The organism is Muricoccus pecuniae (assembly GCF_014199205.1).
Classification (GTDB): Bacteria; Pseudomonadota; Alphaproteobacteria; order Acetobacterales; family Acetobacteraceae; genus Roseomonas; species Roseomonas pecuniae.
In genome coordinates this window covers 144,352-164,220 of sequence record NZ_JACIJD010000004.1, presented here as the reverse complement: position 1 = coordinate 164,220, position 19,869 = coordinate 144,352, and the positions used below count along the sequence as shown (strand labels likewise).

The 19,869-nt window shown below is 72.2% G+C and carries 20 protein-coding genes; 10 read left to right on the top strand and 10 right to left on the bottom strand.

The window, feature by feature from the left end:
• The first annotated feature begins 239 nt into the window (after positions 1–239).
• A complete protein-coding gene (locus tag FHS87_RS06105) occupies positions 240–725 on the top strand; it encodes a winged helix-turn-helix transcriptional regulator (protein WP_184514955.1) in 486 nt (161 codons plus the stop codon).
• Complete coding sequence (locus tag FHS87_RS06100) at positions 718–2,052, top strand: MATE family efflux transporter (RefSeq protein ID WP_184514953.1); 1,335 nt, start codon at positions 718–720, stop codon at positions 2,050–2,052. The genes FHS87_RS06105 and FHS87_RS06100 overlap by 8 nt, the downstream gene beginning before the upstream one ends.
• 907 nt (positions 2,053–2,959) lie before the next feature.
• Here FHS87_RS06100 and FHS87_RS06095 read toward each other — a convergent pair.
• The 5 genes from FHS87_RS06095 to fsa all read right to left on the bottom strand — a co-directional run bounded on the left by FHS87_RS06095 (position 2,960) and on the right by fsa (position 6,296).
• Positions 2,960–3,397: a GFA family protein gene (locus tag FHS87_RS06095; protein WP_184514951.1), complete on the bottom strand. Its 438-nt coding sequence runs from the start codon at positions 3,395–3,397 to the stop codon at positions 2,960–2,962.
• 3 nt (positions 3,398–3,400) lie between these two features.
• On the bottom strand, positions 3,401–3,862 hold the full coding sequence (locus FHS87_RS06090; RefSeq protein WP_184514949.1) for a cupin domain-containing protein: 462 nt from the start codon (positions 3,860–3,862) through the stop codon (positions 3,401–3,403).
• 168 nt (positions 3,863–4,030) lie between these two features.
• Positions 4,031–4,924 (bottom strand): tyrosine recombinase XerC, encoded by an 894-nt coding sequence (locus tag FHS87_RS06085; RefSeq protein ID WP_312861897.1) that lies wholly within the window; start codon positions 4,922–4,924, stop codon positions 4,031–4,033.
• The gene (locus tag FHS87_RS23660) at positions 4,924–5,571 is read right to left on the bottom strand and encodes a hypothetical protein (RefSeq protein WP_246418034.1); all 648 of its coding nucleotides are present in this window, start codon (positions 5,569–5,571) and stop codon (positions 4,924–4,926) included. The genes FHS87_RS06085 and FHS87_RS23660 overlap by 1 nt, the downstream gene beginning before the upstream one ends.
• A gap of 68 nt (positions 5,572–5,639) precedes the next feature.
• Entirely contained in the window at positions 5,640–6,296 is a 657-nt protein-coding gene (fsa, locus tag FHS87_RS06080; protein WP_184514945.1) for a fructose-6-phosphate aldolase, read from the bottom strand.
• Between the two features lie 39 nt (positions 6,297–6,335).
• Here fsa and FHS87_RS06075 point away from each other — a divergent pair, with 39 nt between their 5' ends.
• The gene (locus tag FHS87_RS06075) at positions 6,336–8,666 is read left to right on the top strand and encodes a primosomal protein N' (RefSeq protein ID WP_221299589.1); all 2,331 of its coding nucleotides are present in this window, start codon (positions 6,336–6,338) and stop codon (positions 8,664–8,666) included.
• A 56-nt stretch (positions 8,667–8,722) separates the two neighbouring features.
• Here FHS87_RS06075 and FHS87_RS06070 read toward each other — a convergent pair whose 3' ends face one another.
• On the bottom strand, positions 8,723–8,986 hold the full coding sequence (locus FHS87_RS06070) for a hypothetical protein (RefSeq protein WP_184514943.1): 264 nt from the start codon (positions 8,984–8,986) through the stop codon (positions 8,723–8,725).
• A gap of 12 nt (positions 8,987–8,998) precedes the next feature.
• Positions 8,999–9,241, bottom strand: coding sequence for a hypothetical protein (locus FHS87_RS06065; RefSeq protein WP_184514941.1), 243 nt, complete (start codon positions 9,239–9,241; stop codon positions 8,999–9,001).
• Between the two features lie 310 nt (positions 9,242–9,551).
• Here FHS87_RS06065 and FHS87_RS06060 point away from each other — a divergent pair, with 310 nt between their 5' ends.
• From FHS87_RS06060 to FHS87_RS06030, 7 genes are all read left to right on the top strand, one after another.
• A complete protein-coding gene (locus tag FHS87_RS06060; RefSeq protein WP_184514939.1) occupies positions 9,552–10,148 on the top strand; it encodes a F0F1 ATP synthase subunit delta in 597 nt (198 codons plus the stop codon).
• 2 nt (positions 10,149–10,150) lie between these two features.
• A complete protein-coding gene (gene atpA / locus FHS87_RS06055) occupies positions 10,151–11,683 on the top strand; it encodes a F0F1 ATP synthase subunit alpha (protein WP_184514937.1) in 1,533 nt (510 codons plus the stop codon).
• A gap of 25 nt (positions 11,684–11,708) precedes the next feature.
• On the top strand, positions 11,709–12,602 hold the full coding sequence (locus FHS87_RS06050; protein WP_184514935.1) for a F0F1 ATP synthase subunit gamma: 894 nt from the start codon (positions 11,709–11,711) through the stop codon (positions 12,600–12,602).
• A gap of 12 nt (positions 12,603–12,614) precedes the next feature.
• Positions 12,615–14,045, top strand: coding sequence for a F0F1 ATP synthase subunit beta (atpD, locus tag FHS87_RS06045; RefSeq protein WP_184514933.1), 1,431 nt, complete (start codon positions 12,615–12,617; stop codon positions 14,043–14,045).
• 5 nt (positions 14,046–14,050) lie between these two features.
• Complete coding sequence (atpC, locus tag FHS87_RS06040) at positions 14,051–14,461, top strand: ATP synthase F1 subunit epsilon (protein ID WP_184514931.1); 411 nt, start codon at positions 14,051–14,053, stop codon at positions 14,459–14,461.
• A 145-nt stretch (positions 14,462–14,606) separates the two neighbouring features.
• Positions 14,607–15,464 carry a ferritin-like domain-containing protein gene (locus tag FHS87_RS06035; RefSeq protein WP_184514929.1) on the top strand — a complete coding sequence of 286 codons (858 nt, stop codon included), beginning with the start codon at positions 14,607–14,609 and terminating at the stop codon, positions 15,462–15,464.
• A 1-nt stretch (position 15,465) separates the two neighbouring features.
• A complete protein-coding gene (locus tag FHS87_RS06030; RefSeq protein WP_184514927.1) occupies positions 15,466–16,611 on the top strand; it encodes an endo-1,4-beta-xylanase in 1,146 nt (381 codons plus the stop codon).
• A 30-nt stretch (positions 16,612–16,641) separates the two neighbouring features.
• Here the strand turns inward: FHS87_RS06030 and FHS87_RS06025 are convergent, their stop codons facing one another.
• From FHS87_RS06025 to FHS87_RS06015, 3 genes are read right to left on the bottom strand one after another with little or no spacing between them, the layout of a single operon-like run.
• A complete protein-coding gene (locus tag FHS87_RS06025; protein WP_184514925.1) occupies positions 16,642–17,130 on the bottom strand; it encodes an RNA pyrophosphohydrolase in 489 nt (162 codons plus the stop codon).
• Positions 17,127–18,356 (bottom strand): divergent polysaccharide deacetylase family protein, encoded by a 1,230-nt coding sequence (locus FHS87_RS06020; protein WP_184514923.1) that lies wholly within the window; start codon positions 18,354–18,356, stop codon positions 17,127–17,129. The genes FHS87_RS06025 and FHS87_RS06020 overlap by 4 nt, the downstream gene beginning before the upstream one ends.
• A gap of 25 nt (positions 18,357–18,381) precedes the next feature.
• Positions 18,382–19,752, bottom strand: a complete 1,371-nt coding sequence (locus tag FHS87_RS06015) for a S41 family peptidase (RefSeq protein ID WP_246418032.1) — start codon at positions 19,750–19,752, stop codon at positions 18,382–18,384.
• Positions 19,753–19,869 lie beyond the last annotated feature (117 nt).

The window sequence follows — 19,869 nt, the reverse complement described above, 5'->3', positions numbered from 1 at the left end:
CCCCAGGCCTGCCTGAACGGGGCGCGCGCCGTACTTCATCCCGCCCTGCGGATGACGCCCGAGGCCGTGGCCTGGGACGCCACCGTCCGCGTTGCGGCCGGGGCCGTCGCCCTGCACCTTCATCCCCGCGACGCCGCATTTCGAACGGCAGTCAGCCTGGCACACGGGGGTAGGAGCGGAATTAGCTTGCATCATGCAAGCTTATTGGCTTGCATGATGCAAGCCAACGGAGGGCAGCCATGCCCCGCACCGACTTCTCCCTCATGGGATGCCCGATCGCCCGCTCCATGGAGGTGCTCGGGGAGCGATGGGCCATCCTGGTGATGCGGGAGGCCTTCTACGGCACCACCCGCTTCGACGACTTCGCGCGCCACCTCGGCATCGCCACCAACATCCTGAGCGCGCGCCTCGCCAAGCTGGTGGAGCACGGTCTGCTGGAGCGCGTGCCGGAGGGGGCGCGCCACGCCTACCGGCTAACGGAGAAGGGGCGCGACTTCTTCCCCGCCTTCCTCGCCCTCAAGCGCTGGAGCGACCGCTGGATGGCCCCGGACGGCCCGGTGGTGCGGCTGGTGGACCGGGCGACGGGGGAGGAGGTCGCCATCCCCCCGCCGCTCGGTGCGGACGGCGCCCCGCTCACCCCCGAGGCGGTACGGCTGCTGCCCGGTCCCGGGGCGGGGGAGGCCATGCGCCGCCGGCTCGCCCTGGTGGAGCGCGCCGATGGCTGAGACCCTGGCCGTCGCGCCGCCCCGGCCCTCCGCGGCCCGGATGATCCTCGCCCTGGCCGCGCCCACCGCGCTCAGCGCCGTTCTCCAGGCGGGCGGGCAGGTGGCCGAGACCTGGCTCGCGGCGCGGCAGGGAACGGCGGCGCTGGCGGGGTGGTCGCTGGTGCTGCCCTTCTCCCTGCTGATGCAGCAGATGTCGTCCGGGGCGATGGGGGGCGGCATCGTCTCCGCCATCGCCCGCGCGCTGGGGGCGGGGCGGCGGGAGGAGGCCTCGGCCCTCGTGCTGCACGCCGTGCTGATCGCGCTGCTGGCCGGGGCGGGCTTTGCCATCCTGCTCGCGGGCTTCCCGCACGCGGTCTTCGGGATGATCGGCGGGGCCGAGGCGGCGGCGGCCGCCGCGCCCTATGCCGTGGCTCTCTTCGGCCTCGGGGCCGTGCCGGTCTGGCTGGCCAACACGCTCGCCTCGGTCCTGCGCGGGGCCGGGCGGCACGCGCTGGCGGCGCGGGTGCTGCTGCTGACCTGGGCCGCCTATCCGCCCCTCGCCTGGGCGCTGGCGGAGCCGGCGGGGATGGGGCTGCCGGGCATCGGCCTGGCCCAGGCCCTCGTCTTCATCGCCTCTACCCTTGCCATGGGCTGGGTGGTGATGCGGGGCGGGATGGGGTTCCGGCCGGTGCTGCGGGTCCGGCCCTCCCGCGCGATGTTCTGGCGCATCCTCTCCGTCGGGCTGGTGGCCTCGGCCCTGGCGGGGGTGGCGAACCTGACCACCATCCTCGTCACCGCCCGGATCGCGGCGGAGGGGGCGGCGGCGGTGGCGGCCTATGGCATCTCGGCACGGCTGGAGTTCCTCATGATCCCCATCGCCTTCGGGGTGGGCTCGGCGCTGACGGCGCTCGTCGGCCGCGCGGTCGGGGCGGGGGACTGGGAGGGCGCGCGGCGGATCGCCTGGACGGGCGGGCTGATGGCGCTGGGCGTGACGGGGGCGATCGGCCTCGCCGTGGCGCTGGCGCCCCGGAGCTTCGCGGGCTTCTTCACCTCGGACCCGGCGGTGGTGGCGATGGCGGCGCGGGCGCTCTCCTTCACCGGCCCGGCCTTCGGCGGCTTCGGCCTGGGCATGGCGCTCTACTTCGCTTCCCAGGGCGCGGGGCGGATGGGCTGGCCGGTCGCGGCCGGGGTGTCGCGCATCGCCCTCGCTGTGGGCGGCGGCTGGCTGCTCGGCGACCTCGCCGGCATGGGGCTGGACGGGCACTTCCTGGCGGTGGCGCTCGGCATCACGGCTTACGGCGTGTTCACGGCGGCCGGGGTGCGGCCGGGGGTGTGGCCGGGGCGGTGAGGCGGCCCCTCAGCCCCCCTCCTCCGCCGGGAAGAAGCGCAGCACGCCTGCCAGGCGGGACACGCCGGAAGCGGAAGGGTGGTTCACCCCGTTATTCACCGGGACCTCCCGCAGGTCGAAGGGTCTGATACCAATCGCCCTGGTGAATGACCGCTCAGGGTGGGAAGCGGATGTAGATGCCTCATACCCAAGCGTCCGCTCCACCGCCTGCGAGCGAACACAGAGCCAATCTATTTTCGCACCACTGGCTAAGACGAGGCGGTGCCGCAGTAGGCTGAGACGACGACCAGCGGTACGCTCCATCTAAGGAGGACCAGCCTATTGCACTAAAGCCGCTACCTCGCCGCTTACGCGGGAGGGTAAAAACCTCTGCACTGGAAAACCGGTTGCGAGTAATTGCTATCATCGGTGCCCTAATGGGGGTGGCCTGCACTCCGCTGCCTGATGCAGATGTTGCCATTGAGGTTCAGGTATCAGGAGCGACGGCAGGAAGGGCAATCCTCCTCTCGCATTCAGTCGATTGGATGCATTTCTGTGAGCCGGGGTCTGTCAGGTTTGCGAAGGACAAGTCTGGTTGGGGTCTGATGTTGCGCGTCCCTCCGCGTTCGCCGCAACAAATGACCCTAGCTGAAGGAAGTAGAGTTTCGTTGCACGTCTGGGTCGATGGCCGCCATTGGCGCACACCCTTCGCGCCGGATAATGGCCTCCGCGTTGATACGACATCGAATGGCCGCTCGGGAACGTTCTGGGCCGAGGGGCTTGAGCCTGATCTCGGCGGCCCCGAGCGCATCAGCGCCCAGGGACGCTGGCGTTGCTCAACTCACGCGGTTCCTCCCGTCCCATGAACTCCCGAACGTCGTATTTTGCTGCCCCCAATCCTGTGGTGCGCGACTGCCCCAAGTGAAAACTAGACGCGACCAGACCATATCGCTGTAAAGGGGTAGCTTATCAGCATCCAACAAGGTGCGGGCGCATAGTCCAGGTCCGTTTCGGGTCGGACCCGGTCAGTCGCCAGGGCGGTTGGTATGCTTCCTTCCAGGCAGGCGAGGTTCACGCCGAGCTGGCGGGGGTCCGAGCGGCGCTGGTGGTGCGTGTAGATGCCGCAGACGGAGCAGAAGTGGTGCTTCGCCGCACGCGTGTTGAACCCATAGGTGGCGAGCTTGTCGGCCCCGGCCAGGATGCTCACCCCGTCCAGGGCCGCCGAGACCGCGACCGCGCCGCGCATCCGGCAGATGGAGCAGGTGCAGCGGCGCGCGCTGCGCAGGCCATCCGCCAGCACCACCTCGAAGCACACGGCACCGCAGTGGCAGGAGCCCTTGAGCGGCTCCTCGCCCGGCTTCTCCATGGGTCAGGGCACGGGATGCGTGTCGTCCGCCCGCTGCGGTGGCAGCTTGATCGCGACCGCCCGGAAGCGCCCCGTGGCGGCGCGGGAGCCGGCGTGGTGGGTGCCGCGCGGGATGATGATGAGGTCCCCGGGCTTCACCTGCACCTCCTTGTCGTCCAGCCAGAAGGCGCCGGTGCCGTCGAGGATGAGCTGGATCTCGTCCGCGTCCCGGTGGAAGTGCTTGAAGACGTTGCCGCTCTGGATGTTGATCGTGCCCTGCGGCGTGGCCACGAGGTTGCGCGAGCGCAGGTCGGTGTTGTTGACCAGCGGCCCGATCTCCTCATCCGTCATGGAGATGAGGTTGACGATGCGCGGCGCCAGCGGGGCCGGTCCGGTCTGGGCTCCCGCTTCCGGCACGGCGCGGGCCGCGATCAGCCCGGCGGCGAAGGAGAAGGCGAGCGCGCCGCAGAGGGTGGCTTTCCGCATGAGGGGTTCCCCGGTTCGTTTCCTGTCCGGGCATGATGGGCGCGCGGCGCGCGGGAGGGCAACCGCCTCTGGAGCGGTCTCCGTTCGCCATGGCTCACGGCAACCGCTCCAGCCACTTGCTCGGTCGCATTTTCCGAGCCGCCGGGTGACCTCACCCGGCTTGAAGCTCTAACCGGCGCGGGGATGCGCCTTCTGCCAGGTTTCCAGCAGCCCCGCCGCATCCACTGCCGTGTAGCGCTGGGTGGTGGAGAGGCTGGCATGGCCGAGCAGCTCCTGGATCGCGCGCAGGTCCGCCCCGCCGCCGAGGAGATGGGTGGCGAAGGAGTGGCGCAGCGCGTGGGGGGTGGCGTGCTCCGGCAGGCCCGTCGCGCGGCGGAGGTCGCGGAGGGCACGCTGCGCCACGCCGGGGTCCAGCCGCCCGCCCTTGGCGCCGGTGAACAGCGGCTCGCCCGGCCCGGCATGGCCGCGGTGGCGCAGCCATTCCGCGACCGCCGTCTCCACCGCGGGCAGGACGGGGACGACGCGCTCCTTGCCGCCCTTGCCCATCACCCGCAGCCCCGTGCCGGCGCGGGGCGCGTCCCGCATGTCCAGGGAGAGCGCCTCGGAGATGCGAAGGCCGCAGCCGTAGAGAAGGGTGAACAGCGCCCGGTTCCGCGCTGCCATGGCGGGGCTCTCTTCGAAGCTGTCCGTCGTGGCGGTGAGGGCCTGGGCCTCGGTGAGGGCGCGGGGCACGGGCGGCCTGCGGCGCGGTCCGGTGAGGCCGCCCAGCGGCAGGGGCGGCAGCCCGTGGCGGCGGGCGAGGAAGCGCAGGAAGGTCTTGATCGCCGAGAGCTGCCGGGCGCGGGAGGTGGCCGCGATGCCCTCGCCCGCGCGGTGGGCGAGGAAGGCGCGGAGATCCGCCAGCCGTAGCGCCGCGAGGTCCGGCTCCCCGCCCTGGTGCCGCGAGAGAAAGCCGAGGAGGTCGGCGATGTCGCGCCCATAGGCCTCCACCGTCTCCGGGCTCGCGCGCCGCTCGTTCGCCAGCCAGTCGAGGAAGGCCTCCCGCGCGGCGAAGGGAGCGATCAAGGGACCGCGTCCAGCGCGCGGGCTAGGGCCCCGGCAAGGAGGCGCAGCGGCGCGGTGGCGCCGTGCACCGGCAGCCGCGAGGCCTCCCGCGCGCCGAGGACGAGCAGCCGCGGCACCGGGCCGGGCAGGGGGAGCAGCGCGTCGCGGGCGATGAGCGGATGGGCCTCGCCGTGCAGCAGCGCCGCCTCGGGCAGGTCCGGGGAGGCGTCGCGCAGCACCACCTCCCGCCCGCCGGTCAGCCGCTTCGCCATGCCCCGGGGCAGGCTGCGGCGCTGGGGGGAGGGGGGAGCCTCCTCGGCCAGGGCCACGCTCTCCAGCCCGAGCAGCTCCGGCCATTCCGCGGCGATCGCCGCGAGGGGGTCCGCCGCGCCGATCAGGGCGATGGCGGCCGCGGAGACGCGCAGGCCCAGTTCCTGCGCCCCTCGCGCCTGGTCCGCGACCGTGCCCGTCTCCGCCCGTGCGGCGGCGAGAAGGGCGGCCATGTGGTCGGCCAGCCTCTCCCCGTGGACGCGGACGGGCGGGTGCAGGGCACGGTAGAGGCCGGGGCGCTCGGCCAGGAAGGCCGGGTGGGCGGCGAGGTAGGTGGCGACGCGCGCCGCCTCGGCCTCGCGCTCCTCCTCCGGCTGGGGTTGGGGGCGGGTCATCCGCCCCATTCTGCCAGCAGGCACGGAGAGAGGCGAATCGCGCCTCCCGAACGCGTCAGAGGCCCGGGTCAGAGAATGGACTGGCCCGTCTTCTTCCAGTCCGCCAGGAAGGATTCCAGCCCCTTGTCCGTCAGCGGGTGCTTGTAGAGGGACTTGATGACCGAGGGCGGCAGGGTGGCGACATGGGCGCCGAGCTTGGCCGCCTGGATGAGGTGGATGGGGTGGCGGATGGAGGCGACCAGCACCTCGGTCCGGATCGCGGGGTAGTTGTCGTAGATCTGCACGGTGTCGGCGATCAGCCCCATGCCGTCCTGGCCGATATCGTCCAGCCGTCCGACGAAGGGGGAGATGTAGGTCGCCCCGGCCTTGGCCGCGAGCAGCGCCTGGGCCGCGGAGAAGCACAGGGTCACGTTGACCATCACCCCGTTGTTCACCATATGTTTGCATGCGCGCAGCCCGGCCTCGGTGAGCGGCAGCTTGATCACGACGTTGGGGGCGATCCGCCCGAGATGCTCGCCCTCGCGCATCATGCCGTCGTAATCCGTGGCCGTGACCTCGGCGGAGACGGGGCCGGGGGTGATGTCGCAGATCTCCTTGATCACCTCGGCCATCGGGCGGCCGGACTTGGCGATCAGGGATGGGTTGGTGGTGACGCCGTCGAGCAGCCCGCTCTCGGCCAGGGCGCGGATCTCGGAGACCTCGGCGGTGTCGACGAAGAATTTCATGGTGCTGGTCCTGGGCCTGTCGGGGGCGGAGCGATAGTCATGGAAGAGGCCGAGGCAGGCGCCAAGGGGGCGTCCTTCGATGGCGGGCTTTTCGGGGACGGGCTCGTCTCCGCCCCCGCCGCGACGGCGAAGGGAAAGCGCCGCGGCGCCGCGCCCAAGGGGCCGCCGGCCCGGCGCATCCGCGTGCTGCTGCCGCTCCCCCTCGATACGCCGGGGGGCGGGGCCTATGACTACCGCGTGCCCGTCGGCACCGCCCTGCCGGAGCCCGGCAGCTTCGTCGCCGTGCCGCTCGGCGGGCGGGAGATGCTGGGCGTGGTCTGGGACGGGGAGCCGGACCCGAACCTCCCGGAAGGCAAGCTCCGCGACATCCTGGGCATCCTGCCCGCGCCGCCGATGAAGGAGGCGCTGCGGCGCTTCGTGGAATGGGTGGCGGCCTATACCCTCGCCCCGCCCGGGGCGGTGCTGCGCATGGCCATGTCCGTGCCCTCCGCGCTGGAGCCGCCGGGGCAGCAGGCGGGGTGGAAGCTCTCCGCCGCCGGCGAGCTGGCGCGGGAGGGGGCGCCGGGCTACCGCATGACCCCCCAGCGCCGCCGCGTGCTGGAGGCGATGCAGCCGGGCGAGCCGCGCGCCGGGGCCGACATCGCCGACGAGGCCGGGGTCTCGACCGGGGTGCTGCGCGGCCTGGCCGATGGGGGCCTGATCGAGCCCGCCCTGCTGCCGCGCCCCCGCAGCTTCGCCCGCCCCGATCCCGACCATCCCGGCCCCTCGCTGGCCGAGGAGCAGGAGGCGGCAGCGGCCACGCTCCGTGAGTCCGTGGCGAAGCGCGCCTTCGGCGTCACGCTGCTGGCCGGCGTCACGGGCTCGGGCAAGACCGAGGTGTATCTGGACGCCGTGGCGGAGTGCCTTCGCCAGGGGCGGCAGGCGCTCGTTCTGCTGCCCGAGATCGCCCTCTCCTCCCAGTGGCTGGACCGCTTCAAGGCGCGCTTCGGCTGCGCCCCGGCCATCTGGCACTCCGAGCTCTCCGGCCGCCTCCGCCGGGCCACCTGGCGGGCGGTGGCGGACGGGGAGGCCACCGTGCTGGTCGGCGCCCGCAGCGCCCTCTTCCTGCCCTTCCCGAATCTCGGCCTCATCATCGTGGACGAGGAGCACGAGACCGCCTTCAAGCAGGAGGACGGCGTCATCTACCACGCGCGTGACATGGCCGTGGTGCGCGCCCGCATGGCCGAGGCCACCTGCGTCCTCGTCTCGGCCACCCCTAGCCTGGAGACCCTCACCAATGCCGAGCAGGGCCGCTATTCCGCGGTGAACCTGCCCCGCCGCCACGGCAGCGCGGGGCTGCCGGAGGTGACGGTGCTGGACCTCCGCAAGGTCCCGCCCGAGCGCGGTCGCTTCATCTCGCCCCCGCTGATCCAGGCGATCACCGAGACGCTCGAGCGGGGGGAGCAGGCGATGCTCTTCCTCAACCGCCGTGGCTACGCGCCGATGACGCTGTGCCGGGCCTGCGGCCACCGCATCCGCTGCCCGAACTGCACGGCCTGGCTGGTGGAGCACCGCGCCCAGCGGCGCCTCCAGTGCCACCATTGCGGCCATGCCGAGCCCATCCCGCCCCACTGCCCGGAATGCGGCGCCGAGGGCAGCCTGACCGCCATCGGCCCCGGGGTGGAGCGCGTGCAGGAGGAGGCAGCCGTCCTCTTCCCCGATGCGCGGCGCCTGGTGATGGCGAGCGACACCATTCCCGGCCCCGCCGCCGCGGCCGAGGCCGCGCGCCAGATCGCGGACCGGCAGGTGGACCTGCTGATCGGCACGCAGATCGTCGCCAAGGGCTGGCACTTCGCCCATCTGACCCTGGTGGGGGTGGTGGATGCCGACCTCGGCCTCGCCGGCGGGGACCTGCGCGCGGCGGAGCGGACGGTGCAGCTTCTCCACCAGGTCTCCGGCCGCGCCGGTCGCGCGGAGAGCCCGGGGCGGGTGATGCTGCAGTCCTGGAACCCCGACCATCCCGTCATGCAGGCCCTCGTCTCCGGCGACCTGCCGGCCTTCATGGCCGAGGAGGCCGAGGCGCGGCGCCCCGGCGGCTGGCCGCCCTTCGGGCGCCTCGCGGCGCTGATCGTCTCCTCGGAGGACGAGCGGGCGGCGGACCGCGTGGCGCGGGACCTCGGCCTCGCCGCGCCGGGCGGGGAGGGGGTGCAGGTGCTCGGCCCCGCCCCGGCGCCGCTGTCCATGCTGCGTGGGCGGCACCGGCGGCGCCTGCTGCTGAAGGCGCGGCGGGACGTGGCGGTGCAGCCGCTGCTGCGGGAATGGCTCTCCCGCGTGGAGGTGCCGAATGCCGTGCGGGTCCAGGTGGACGTGGATCCCGTCAGCTTCCTCTAACGCCGGAAACCGCCCCGGTCGGACGACCGGGGCGGCTGCTCAGGCGCCGGGGGGGATCAGATCTGGCCGGGCAGGTCCTCGATCGCGTTGCGGGCCGTGGCCACGCCCTCGCCCTCGACATAGGCCTCGGTCGCGTCGGGCTGGTCCACGAAGCCGGGGATGGCGGAGCGGGTGGCCGGGTCGGCCTCCGGCGCGCCACTCTCCAGGGCACGGTCCAGCTCGTCGCCGCGACCGATCCCGGGCTGGACGCCGCCCGTCCAGCCGCCGGTCTCCCGCAGCGCCTTCACCGCCGGGTCCTCGCTGATCTTCGGGTCGGCCATGGCCTTTCCTCCTTACGGCTTGCCGCCGGCCGTGGTGCCGGGCTGGCCCTGGCCCTGGTCGGTGCTCTCGGCCGTGTCCTCGCCCGAGGGGGTGATGAAGCCGGTCGTCCCGGTCTTGGGGGCGGGGTCGGAGGCGGGGAAGGTGTCCTCCACGCCCTTGTCCACCTTCGCCTCGGTGCCCGCGCCGGGCTTGAGGTCCGAAATCCAGTCGCCGGTCTCGCGGTCCTGCTTCTGGTCGGTAGTATCGCTGCTCATTCGTGCCTCCTCCGGAGATGGGGCTATCTGGGCCGGGGCGTGGCGCGAGGCCGCCGCCGCCGGTCGGAGGTGAAGCGCCGCAGACCGGGGAAGGGTTCCATGGGACGGTGCGCATCCCCATCTTTCGCGGGTGGGTGATCACCTCGCCCGGCCGGGGGCAATGGACGCGCCGCATTGCATCATGGTAAGGGGCCCGCGCCGGCGCCTGGGGTGATTCCCGGGGCGTCTCACGCAGGTCCGTGAACATCCGGTAAAAGCCGGACGCGCGCGGACCGATGGGTCCTCACCAACCCCTCGAACGGGATCGCCAGTGGCCTCCGAAACCGCCGCCAACGACAAGCCTTCCGCCACCCAGGGAGCCCGTGCTTCCGGCGGCGTGGCGCAGCGCTACGCCCTGGCCCTGCTGGAACTCGCCAAGGACCGCCGGTCGGTGGACGCCATTGCGGGGGATGTGGACAGGCTTGCCGCCCTCGCCCGCGACGATGCCGGCTTCCGCGCCTTCATCGCCGACCCCCGCCTGGGCGCGAAGGCCCAGACGGACGGCGCCTTCGCCGTGCTCGACCGCGCCGGGATCGGCGGGGAGGTGAAGAAGCTCGTCGGCGTGCTGATCAACAACCGCCGCCTCGTCGAGCTGCCGCATGTGCTGGCCACCTTCGGCACCCTGCTGGCCGAGCAGCGCGGGCAGCAGACCGCCGAGGTCACCACCGCCCACCCGCTGAGCCCGACCCAGCGCACCCAGATCGCCGCTCGCCTCACCGAGGCCGGCTTTTCCAACGTCCGGCTTGCCGAGACGGTGGACCCGTCCATCCTGGGCGGCCTGATCGTCAAGATCGGGTCCCGCCTCTATGACACTTCCATCAAGTCCAGGCTTCAGCGCCTGAGCTACGCCATGAAGGGGGCCGCCTGACCATGGACATTCGTCCCGCCGAAATTTCCGACATCCTGAAGCAGCAGATCGCTGGCTTCGACACCGAGGCCGACGTGGCCGAGGTCGGCACCGTCCTGACGGTCGGTGACGGCATCGCCCGTTGCTACGGCCTGCAGAACGTCATGGCCGGCGAGATGGTGGAGTTCCCCTCCGCCGGCGTGCGCGGCATGGCGCTGAACCTCGAGACCGACAATGTCGGCATCGTGGTTTTCGGCGATGACAGCCGCATCCGCGAGGGCGACACCGTCTCCCGCACCGGCACCATCGTGGACGTGCCCGTGGGCCGCGGCCTGCTCGGCCGCGTGGTCGATGGCCTCGGCAACCCGATCGACGGCAAGGGCCCGCTGGTGGATGTCACCCGCGCCCGCGTCGAGGTGAAGGCGCCGGGCATCATCCCGCGCAAGTCCGTGCACGAGCCGATGCAGACGGGCATCAAGGCGATCGACAGCCTGATCCCGATCGGCCGCGGCCAGCGCGAGCTGGTCATCGGCGACCGCCAGACGGGCAAGACCGCTGTCATCATCGACACGATCCTGAACCAGAAGACGATCAACGCCGGCACCGACGAGAGCAAGAAGCTCTACTGCATCTACGTCGCCATCGGCCAGAAGCGCTCCACCGTCGCCCAGCTCGTCCGCACCCTCGAGGAGCGCGGCGCGATGGAGTACTCGATCGTGGTCGCCGCGACGGCCTCCGACCCCGCCCCGATGCAGTTCCTTGCCCCGTACACGGGCTGCACCATGGGCGAGTTCTTCCGCGACAACGGCATGCACGCGGTCATCTTCTACGACGACCTCTCCAAGCAGGCCGTCGCCTACCGCCAGATGTCGCTGTTGCTGCGCCGTCCGCCGGGCCGCGAGGCCTATCCGGGCGACGTGTTCTACCTGCACTCCCGCCTGCTGGAGCGCGCGGCCAAGATGGGCGAGGCCGCCGGCCTCGGCTCGCTGACGGCGCTGCCGGTGATCGAGACGCAGGCGGGCGACGTCTCCGCCTACATTCCGACCAACGTGATCTCCATCACGGACGGCCAGATCTTCCTTGAGACCGAGCTGTTCTTCCGCGGCATCCGCCCGGCGGTGAATGTCGGCCTCTCCGTGTCCCGCGTGGGCTCGGCGGCGCAGATCAAGGCGATGAAGCAGGTCGCGGGCAAGATCAAGCTCGAGCTGGCGCAGTACCGCGAGATGGCGGCCTTCGCCCAGTTCGCCTCGGACCTCGACGCCTCCACCCAGGCGCTGCTGGCCCGCGGCGCGCGGCTGACCGAGCTGCTGAAGCAGCCCCAGTACGCGCCGGTGCCGGTCGAGGAGCAGGTGGTGGCGATCTTCGCCGGCACGCGCGGCTATCTCGACAAGGTGCCGACGACTAAGGTCGGCGAGTTCGAGAAGCGCATGCTCGGCGAGCTGAAGGCGGCGAAGCCCGAGATCCTGGAGTCGATCCGCAGCAGCGGGCAGATCACCGGGGATAACGACAAGGCTCTGGCCGCCTTCCTCGACAGCTTCGCCAAGTCCTTCGGCTGAGCCGCGAGGGAACGGAGAAGCCGCCATGGCGAGCCTCAAGGACCTGCGCGGTCGCATCAACAGCGTGAAGTCCACGCGCAAGATCACGCAGGCGATGAAGATGGTCGCCGCCGCCAAGCTCCGCCGCGCCCAGGCGCAGGCGGAGGCGGCGCGGCCCTATGCCCAGCGGATGGAGCGCATGCTCGCCTCCCTCGGCGCGGCGGTGGCGGACAGCCCCGAGGCGCCGAAGATGCTGATCGGCACGGGGCGCGACCAGGTCCACCTCCTGGTGGTGGTGACGGCCGAGCGCGGCCTTTCCGGCGCCTTCAACACGAATGCCGGCCGCTTCGCGCGCGCCCGCATCCGGGCGCTGGAGGCCGAGGGCAAGACGGTCAAGCTGCTGACCGTCGGCCGCAAGGGCGCGAGCTATCTCAAGCGCGAGTTCGCCTCCCGCCTCATCGGCGAGGTCAGCTACCACACGGTCAAGCGCATCGGCTTCGAGCAGGCCGATGAGCTGGCCACCCGCATCACCGCGATGCTGGAGGCCGGCGAGTTCGACGTCTGCACGCTGATCTACAACCGCTTCCAGAGCGTGATCAGCCAGGTGGCGAGCGAGCAGCGCCTGATCCCCGCGCCGCTGCCCGCCAACGACACGGCGGCCGCCCCGGCCACGGGCGGCGCCCCGGCCCTCTACGAGTACGAGCCGGGCGAGGAGGAGCTTCTGGCGGCGCTGCTGCCGAAGAACCTCGCCATCCAGATCTACCGCGCGCTGCTGGAGAACCAGGCCGGCTTCTACGGAAGCCAGATGACGGCCATGGACAACGCCACGCGCAACGCCGGCGACATGATCAACCGGCTGACCCTGAACTATAACCGCACGCGACAGGCCAACATCACCAAGGAGCTGATCGAGATCATCTCCGGTGCGGAAGCGGTCTGAGGAGCAAGCCCCATGAAGAACAACGTCGGCAAGGTCACCCAGGTCCTCGGCGCCGTCGTGGACGTGCAGTTCCCCTCCGAGCTGCCGAACATCCAGAACGCGCTGACCACCCAGGTCGGCGACCGCACCCTCGTGCTCGAGGTCGCGCAGCATCTCGGCGAGCGCACCGTGCGCACCATCGCCATGGACACGACGGACGGCCTCGTCCGCGGGACGGAGGTGGTGGACACGGGCAAGGGCATCGCCGTGCCGGTGGGCGAGGGTACGCTCGGCCGCATCGTGAACGTCATCGGCGAGCCGATCGACGAGCGCGGCCCCGTTCCGCACGACAAGACCTACACGATCCACCGCGAGGCCCCGGCCTTCGAGGAACAGGCCACGGCGGCCGAGATCCTGGTGACGGGCATCAAGGTGGTGGACCTCCTCGCCCCCTACCTCAAGGGCGGCAAGATCGGCCTCTTCGGCGGCGCCGGCGTCGGCAAGACGGTGACGATCCAGGAGCTGATCAACAACATCGCCAAGGGCCATGGCGGCGTGTCCGTCTTCGCCGGCGTGGGCGAGCGCACCCGCGAGGGCAACGACCTCTACCACGAGATGATCGACGCGGGCGTCATCAAGCTCGGCGAGAACGGCGGCACCGAGGGTTCCAAGGTGGCGCTGGTCTATGGCCAGATGAACGAGCCGCCGGGCGCGCGCGCGCGCGTGGCCCTCTCCGGCCTGTCCATGGCGGAGTACTTCCGCGATGAGCAGGGCCAGGACGTGCTCTTCTTCATCGACAACATCTTCCGCTTCACGCAGGCGGGCGCCGAGGTGTCGGCGCTTCTGGGCCGCATCCCCTCCGCGGTGGGCTACCAGCCGACCCTGTCCACGGACATGGGCGCGCTGCAGGAGCGCATCACCTCGACGAAGAAGGGCTCGATCACCTCGGTCCAGGCCATCTACGTGCCCGCCGACGACCTGACCGACCCGGCGCCCGCGACCTCCTTCGCCCACCTTGACGCGACGACGGTGCTCAACCGCTCCATCGCCGAGCTCGGCATCTTCCCGGCCGTGGACCCGCTGGATTCCACCTCCCGCGCGCTCGACCCCCGCGTGGTGGGCGAGGAGCACTACCGCGTGGCCCGCGAGGTGCAGCGCGTCCTGCAGACCTACAAGTCGCTGCAGGACATCATCGCCATCCTGGGCATGGACGAGCTCTCGGAGGAGGACAAGCTGGTCGTGGCGCGCGCGCGCAAGATCCAGCGCTTCCTCTCCCAGCCCTTCCACGTGGCCGAGGTCTTCACCGGCACGCCGGGCGTCTTCTGCAAGCTCGAGGACACGATCCGCTCCTTCGCGGGCATCGTGGCCGGCGAGTACGACCACCTCCCCGAGGCCGCCTTCTACATGGTCGGCACCATCGAGGAGGCCGTGAAGAAGGCCGAGACCCTCAAGGTTTCGGCGTAATCCTCATGGCCACCTTCGACCTCGAGCTGGTCAGCCCGGAGCGCCTGCTCCTCTCGCGCCCCGTCGAGATGGCCGTCATCCCGGCGGTCGAGGGCGACATGGGCGTGCTGCCGAACCACTCCCCGATGATCGTCGCCCTCAAAGGCGGCGTCATCCGGGTGACGGAGGGCGGGCGGGAGACCGAGCGCCTCTTCATCATGGGCGGCTTCGCGGAGATCACCCCGAACCGCGTCACGGTGCTGGCGGATGAGGCGACCCCGGTCGCCACCCTCTCCCGCGCCGCTGCGACCCAGCGCGTGACGGAGGCGGAGGCCGCCCTGGCCGCCGCCGCCAATGACGCGCCGGAGATCCGGGAGAAGGCGGCGGACCGGCTGATGGCCGCCCGCGCCATGCAGGACGCCGCCCAGGCGGCCTGACCCGGCTTCGCCGGGCGGCTTGATTCCGCCTGTCGCCGCCGCGAAATGTGTCATCACCCTGTCATCGCCCGGCGGGGCGGTCCTCCCGGGCCGCCCCGTCGCGCTATGCTGGGCCAGCGAATCGCCCCAACCGGCCGGGAAGCGCATGAAGCACTGGACCCTCGACCAGATCGCCTGGGACAGCTTCGACCCCTCCAAGGTCGATCCCGAGATCGTGCCGCTGGTGAAGGCCGCGGCGCTCGTGGAGAAGAACGGCGTCGACTACGCCGTCTATCTCAACAACGTCTTCGTCGGTGACCCCGACTTCTCCCGGGCGGCCGACAACTGGGCGGTGGAGGAGGTCCAGCACGGCGACGCGCTGGGCAAGTGGGGCGAGATCGCCGATCCCGGCTGGTCCTTCGACGAGGCCTTCAGGCGCTACCGCGAGGGCTACAAGATCGACGTGAAGGCCGACGCCTCCATCCGCGGCTCCCGCACGGGGGAGCTGATCGCCCGCTGCATGGTGGAGACGGGGACCTCCTCCTACTACACCGCGCTCGGCGACAGCACGGAGGAGCCGGTGCTGCGCCAGGTCTGCCGCCTCATCGCCGCCGACGAGTACCGGCACTTCAAGCTTTTCTACGACCACATGAAGCGCTACCTCGCCCGCGAGAAGCTCTCCTTCCCCAAGCGCCTCCGCGTGGCCGCGGGGCGGATCGGCGAGTCCGAGGACGACGAACTGGCCTTCGCCTATCACTGCGGCAACGAGACGCCGGACACGCCCTACAGCCACGACCGCTGCATCACGGGCTATATGGGCCGCGCCATGGGCTTCTACCGCTTCCGCCACATCGAGCGGGGCATGGGCATGATCTTCAAGTCCATCGGGCTGGAGCCGCGCGGCCGCCTCTCCGACATGGCCGCCAAGGGGGCCTGGAAGCTGCTCCAGTGGCGGCGGGAGAAGTACCGCCAGACCTTGATCCGCGTGGCGAACGAGAACGCTCCCGCCCGGGCCGCCGCCTAGCATGGCCGGCTCCCCGTCGCGCCCGGCGGGGGGCACATCCCGCCGGGCCCTTCTCGGCGCGGCGGCACTCTCCGCCGTCGCCGGCCCGGCGCAAGCGCAGCCCGGGAGCCCGGCGCTGAACCCGCCGCCCGGCCTGTGGCAGGTCGCGCGCGACCGCGGCTTCTCCTTCGGCGCCGCCGTCCAGGCGGAGCTGCTGGAGAAGGATCCGCTCTACGCCGCCGCCTATGAGCGCGAGGCCGGCATCCTCGTCCCGGAGTTCGAGGGCAAGTGGTCCAGCCTCCAGCCGAAGGAGGGGGTCTTCGACTTCTCCGGCCTCGACCGGATCGTCGCCTGGGGCCAGGCGCGCGGCCGCACGACGCGCGGCCACGCCCTGGTCTGGCACGACTCCTTCCCCGACTGGGCCGTGGCCGCGGCAGGGGAGGGGCCGGCCCGCGCCCGCGCCGTGATGGCCGCCCATATCGCCCGCGTTCTCTCGACCACGCGCCTGCGCATCCGGGACTGGGACGTGGTGAACGAGCCCGTCGCCGACCCGCCCGGCAGCGACACGCCCCAGGCCGAGGGCGAGCTGCGCGACACGCCTTTCCTCCGCACCCTCGGCCCTGCCTATATCGAGACGGCCTTCCGCCTCGCGCGGGAGCAGGACGCGACCCTTCGCCTCGTGCTGAACGAGTACGGCGTCGAGGAGGACACGCCCTGGGCGGAGGAGAAGCGCCGGCGCCTGCTGACCCTCCTGCGCGACCTCGTCAGGCGGCGGGTGCCGATCGATGCGGTGGGCATCCAGGCGCATCTCCAGATGGACCGGCCCTTCAACCCCGCCGTCTTCACCGCCTTCCTCCGCGCCATCCGGGCGGAGGGGCTGTCCGTGCTGGTGACGGAACTGGACATCCGCGAGGCCGGGGCCGTGCCGGATGACTACGCCGCCCGGGACCGGCTGGTGGCCGAGCGCGCGGCGGGCTTCCTCGGTGCCGCCGTGGAGGGCGGAGTGCGCAGCCTCCTCACCTGGGGGCTGGTCGACCGCTACTCCTGGCTCGTCAGCGAGCCGGCCGTGGGGCGGCGGGACGGCAAGATGCATCGTGGCCTGCCGCTGGACTGGGAGTACAACCGCAAGGAGATGTGGCGGGCCCTGGCCCGCGGCTTCGGCGCCTGACCGGCCGAGCCCCGGCCAGATCGGCCCCGATCAGGCCGGCACGGCGTAGCGGGCGAAGTCCCGCGCCAGCCGCTCGTAGATCGGGCGGCGGAAGGGCACGGCGATGGAGGGCAGGGAGGCCAGCGGTGCCCACTGCCAGGCATCGAATTCCTGGTGCCTGTCCGCGTCCAGCCGGATCTCGCCATCCGCGCCGAGGAAGCGCAGCGCGAACCACATCTGGGTCTGCCCGCGGTACTTGCCGCCCAGCGCCTTGCCGACGAGATGCGCGGGCAGGTCGTAGTCCAGCCATTCCGCCATGCGGCCGAGCACGACCGCGTTGCGCGTCCCGATCTCCTCCTCCAGCTCGCGCAGCACGGCGGCCTCGGGGTCCTCGCCACGGTCCAGCCCGCCCTGGGGGAGCTGCCAGGCGCCGGACGCTGCCTCCCCCGCCGGCTGGTCCGCGCGGCGGGCGATGAGGACCAGTCCCTCGCGGTTGAACAGGCAGGCGCCGACATTCGGGCGCAGGGGCAGTTCGGTCATTGCGGGTTCCGAGGCAGCTCTTCGGGGCGGCGGATGAGGGCGGTGACGGGAACCATCGCCAGCCCCCGCGACTCCAGCCCCGCCGCCCAGGCCGCCACGCGGTCCACCAGCACGGGGGAGACATCCGCGGCAAGGCCGAGCGCTGAGCCGCGCTCCCGCGCGATCCGCTCCAGTTCCCCCAGCCGCCGGTCGATCTCGCCTCGCGTCGCGGGCTCGTCCACCACGAGGTCGACGGCGCGGCCCCAGGCGCGGGCGGGGTTGGGCGCGCCCGGGCGGGGATCGAGGTAGATCAGCCCGCGGTCCCGCAGCACATCCTGCAGGCCGCCGAGCGCCTCGGGCAGCGCCGCGAAGCGCTCCCCGCGCATGGGGCCGAGCGCGCCGATGGCGCCCACCTGGCCGCCGATGCGCGACAGGACCCAGAGCAGGCGCTCGGCATTCTCGGCCACCGGCAGGCTCGTCAGAAGGGCGCGGTCGCCGGGGTCGTTCGTGGGGTAGTTGGCCGGCTCGAGCGGGATGGCGCTCAGCGCCTCCATCCCCCGCGTCCGGGCACGCTCCAGCAGGGGCGCGGGGCGCGTGGCATAGGGCGAGAAGGCGAGCGCCGTCTCGGGCGGCAACCGCCGGATCGCCTCCTCGGAGAGGGAGGCGGAGAGGCCGAGATTGCCCACCACCAGCGCCACGCGCGGCCGCGTTTCCCCGCGCTCGGTCAGGCGGGCGTAGTAGCGCGCCGGGGTGCGGCCCTCCGGCCCCACCCGGGGGATCGGCCCGTAGCGGGTGGGCTCCTGAAGTCCCGGATCGGGCGGCGGGATCGGCCGGTCGGCGGGCGCCTCGGCGCGCAGGGGCGGGGCGGGCAGGGGCGGCGGCTCGGGCGCGCTGGGAGGCGCGGCGGCCACCGGCGGCGGGGAGGCCGGGGCGGGCGGCGCCTCCGCCGGCGGCGCGGCGGGCGTCGTGGGCGCTGCTTCGGCGACGGAGCGCGGGGGCTCCGGGGCAGGCCGGGGCGGGGCTGTCGGCGCGGCGGGAGGGGTGGAAGGCGCTTCTGCCACGGGCGGCGGCGGCACCTCCGGCGGGGCGGCCGGGGCCGGGGGCGCATCCGGGGCTGCCTCTGCCTCCCGCGCGCGGGTGAGGGAGGGTGGGATCCCATCCTCGGGCGGCCCCGCGAGGTGCAGTGCCAGGCCGCCGGCGCCGAGAGCGGCCAGCACGACCAGCCAGAAGACGCCGAGGGCCTTCATAGGTGGCTTCGGCGCCCCCCGATGGTCAGCGGCTGGCGCGGCGCTGCGGCTGGCCCGAGGCCATCCCGCGCAGGAGGTTCAGCGCCTGCTGGAGCTGGTGGTCGGTCTCCGGCTTCGTCGGGTCGAAGGAGGGCGCGCCCTCCGCGGGGAGGCGCTGCACGGCCTGGACCAGCCCGCTGGGCAGGTTCAGCGGCGGCAGCGGCGCGGGCGGGCGGGCGTTCACGCCCTGGGCCGCGGCGCCGCTGTTGTCGTTGCGGAGCGCCCGGCGCAGGTCGGCCTCGCGGTCGCGCTCGCGGTTCTGTTGCGCGTCCTCCCGCTGGGCCAGCACCTCGATGTCGGGCTCGATGCCGGTGGCCTGGATGGAGCGGCCGGAGGGGGTGTAGTAGCGCGCCGTGGTCAGGCGGATGGCGCCGTTGCCCGGCAGGGGCATCACGGTCTGCACCGAGCCCTTCCCGAAGCTCTTCACCCCCATGATGATCGCGCGGCGATGGTCCTGCAGCGCGCCCGCCACGATCTCGGAGGCGGAGGCGGAGCCTGCATTCACCAGCACCACCACGGGCAGCCCGGCGGTGATGTCCCCCGAGCGCGCGTTCCAGCGCTGCGCGTCCTCGGGCCGGCGGGCGCGGGTGGAGACGATCTCGCCCTGCTCGAGGAAGTCGTCCGAGACCTGGATCGCCTGGTCCAGCAGCCCGCCCGGGTTGTTGCGGAGGTCGAGCACGATTCCCTTCAGCCCGTCCCGCGCCTGGGAGCGCAGGTTGGAGAGGGCGCGGCGCAGGCCGACCTCGGTCTGCTCGTTGAAGGAGGTCAGGCGGATATAGGCGACGTCCCCCGCCTCCATCCGGGCGCGCACGACCTGCGGGCGGATGGTCTCGCGGGTGAGGGAGAGCTCGATCGGCGTCGCCGTGCCCTCGCGCCGGATGGTCAGGCGGATGGAGCTGCCGCGCTCGCCCCGCATCTGGTCCACGGCCTCCTGAAGGGTGAGGCCCTGGGTGGAGGCGTTGTTGATATGGGTGATGAGGTCGCCGGGCTTCACCCCGGCCCGCGCCGCGGGGGTCTCGTCGATCGGCGAGATGACCTTCACATAGCCCGCCTCCTGGCTGACCTCGATGCCGAGGCCGCCGAACTCGCCGCGGGTCTGCACCTGCATGTCGCGGAAATTGCGGAGGTTCATGTAGGAGGAGTGGGGGTCGAGCCCCTGGAGCATGCCGTTGATCGCGTTCTCGATCACGTCGCGGTCGTTCACGGGCTCCACGTACTCGGCGCGCACGCGCTCGAACACGTCGCCGAAGAGGTTCAGCAGCCGGTAGGTCTCGGCCCTGGAGCCGTCCTGCGCCCAGGCGGTGACGACGGGCCCGGCGATGGCGCCCGCGGTGAAGGCGGCGGCGACCGAAGCCATCGCCCGCAGGCGGAAGCGCGGCTTGGAAGACCGTCCAGCAGGAACACCCATCCGTCAGACCCCTCTCGCCGTGGCTGGCCACGGTTCCCAGAACATTGCCACCGGACGTCCTGCCCA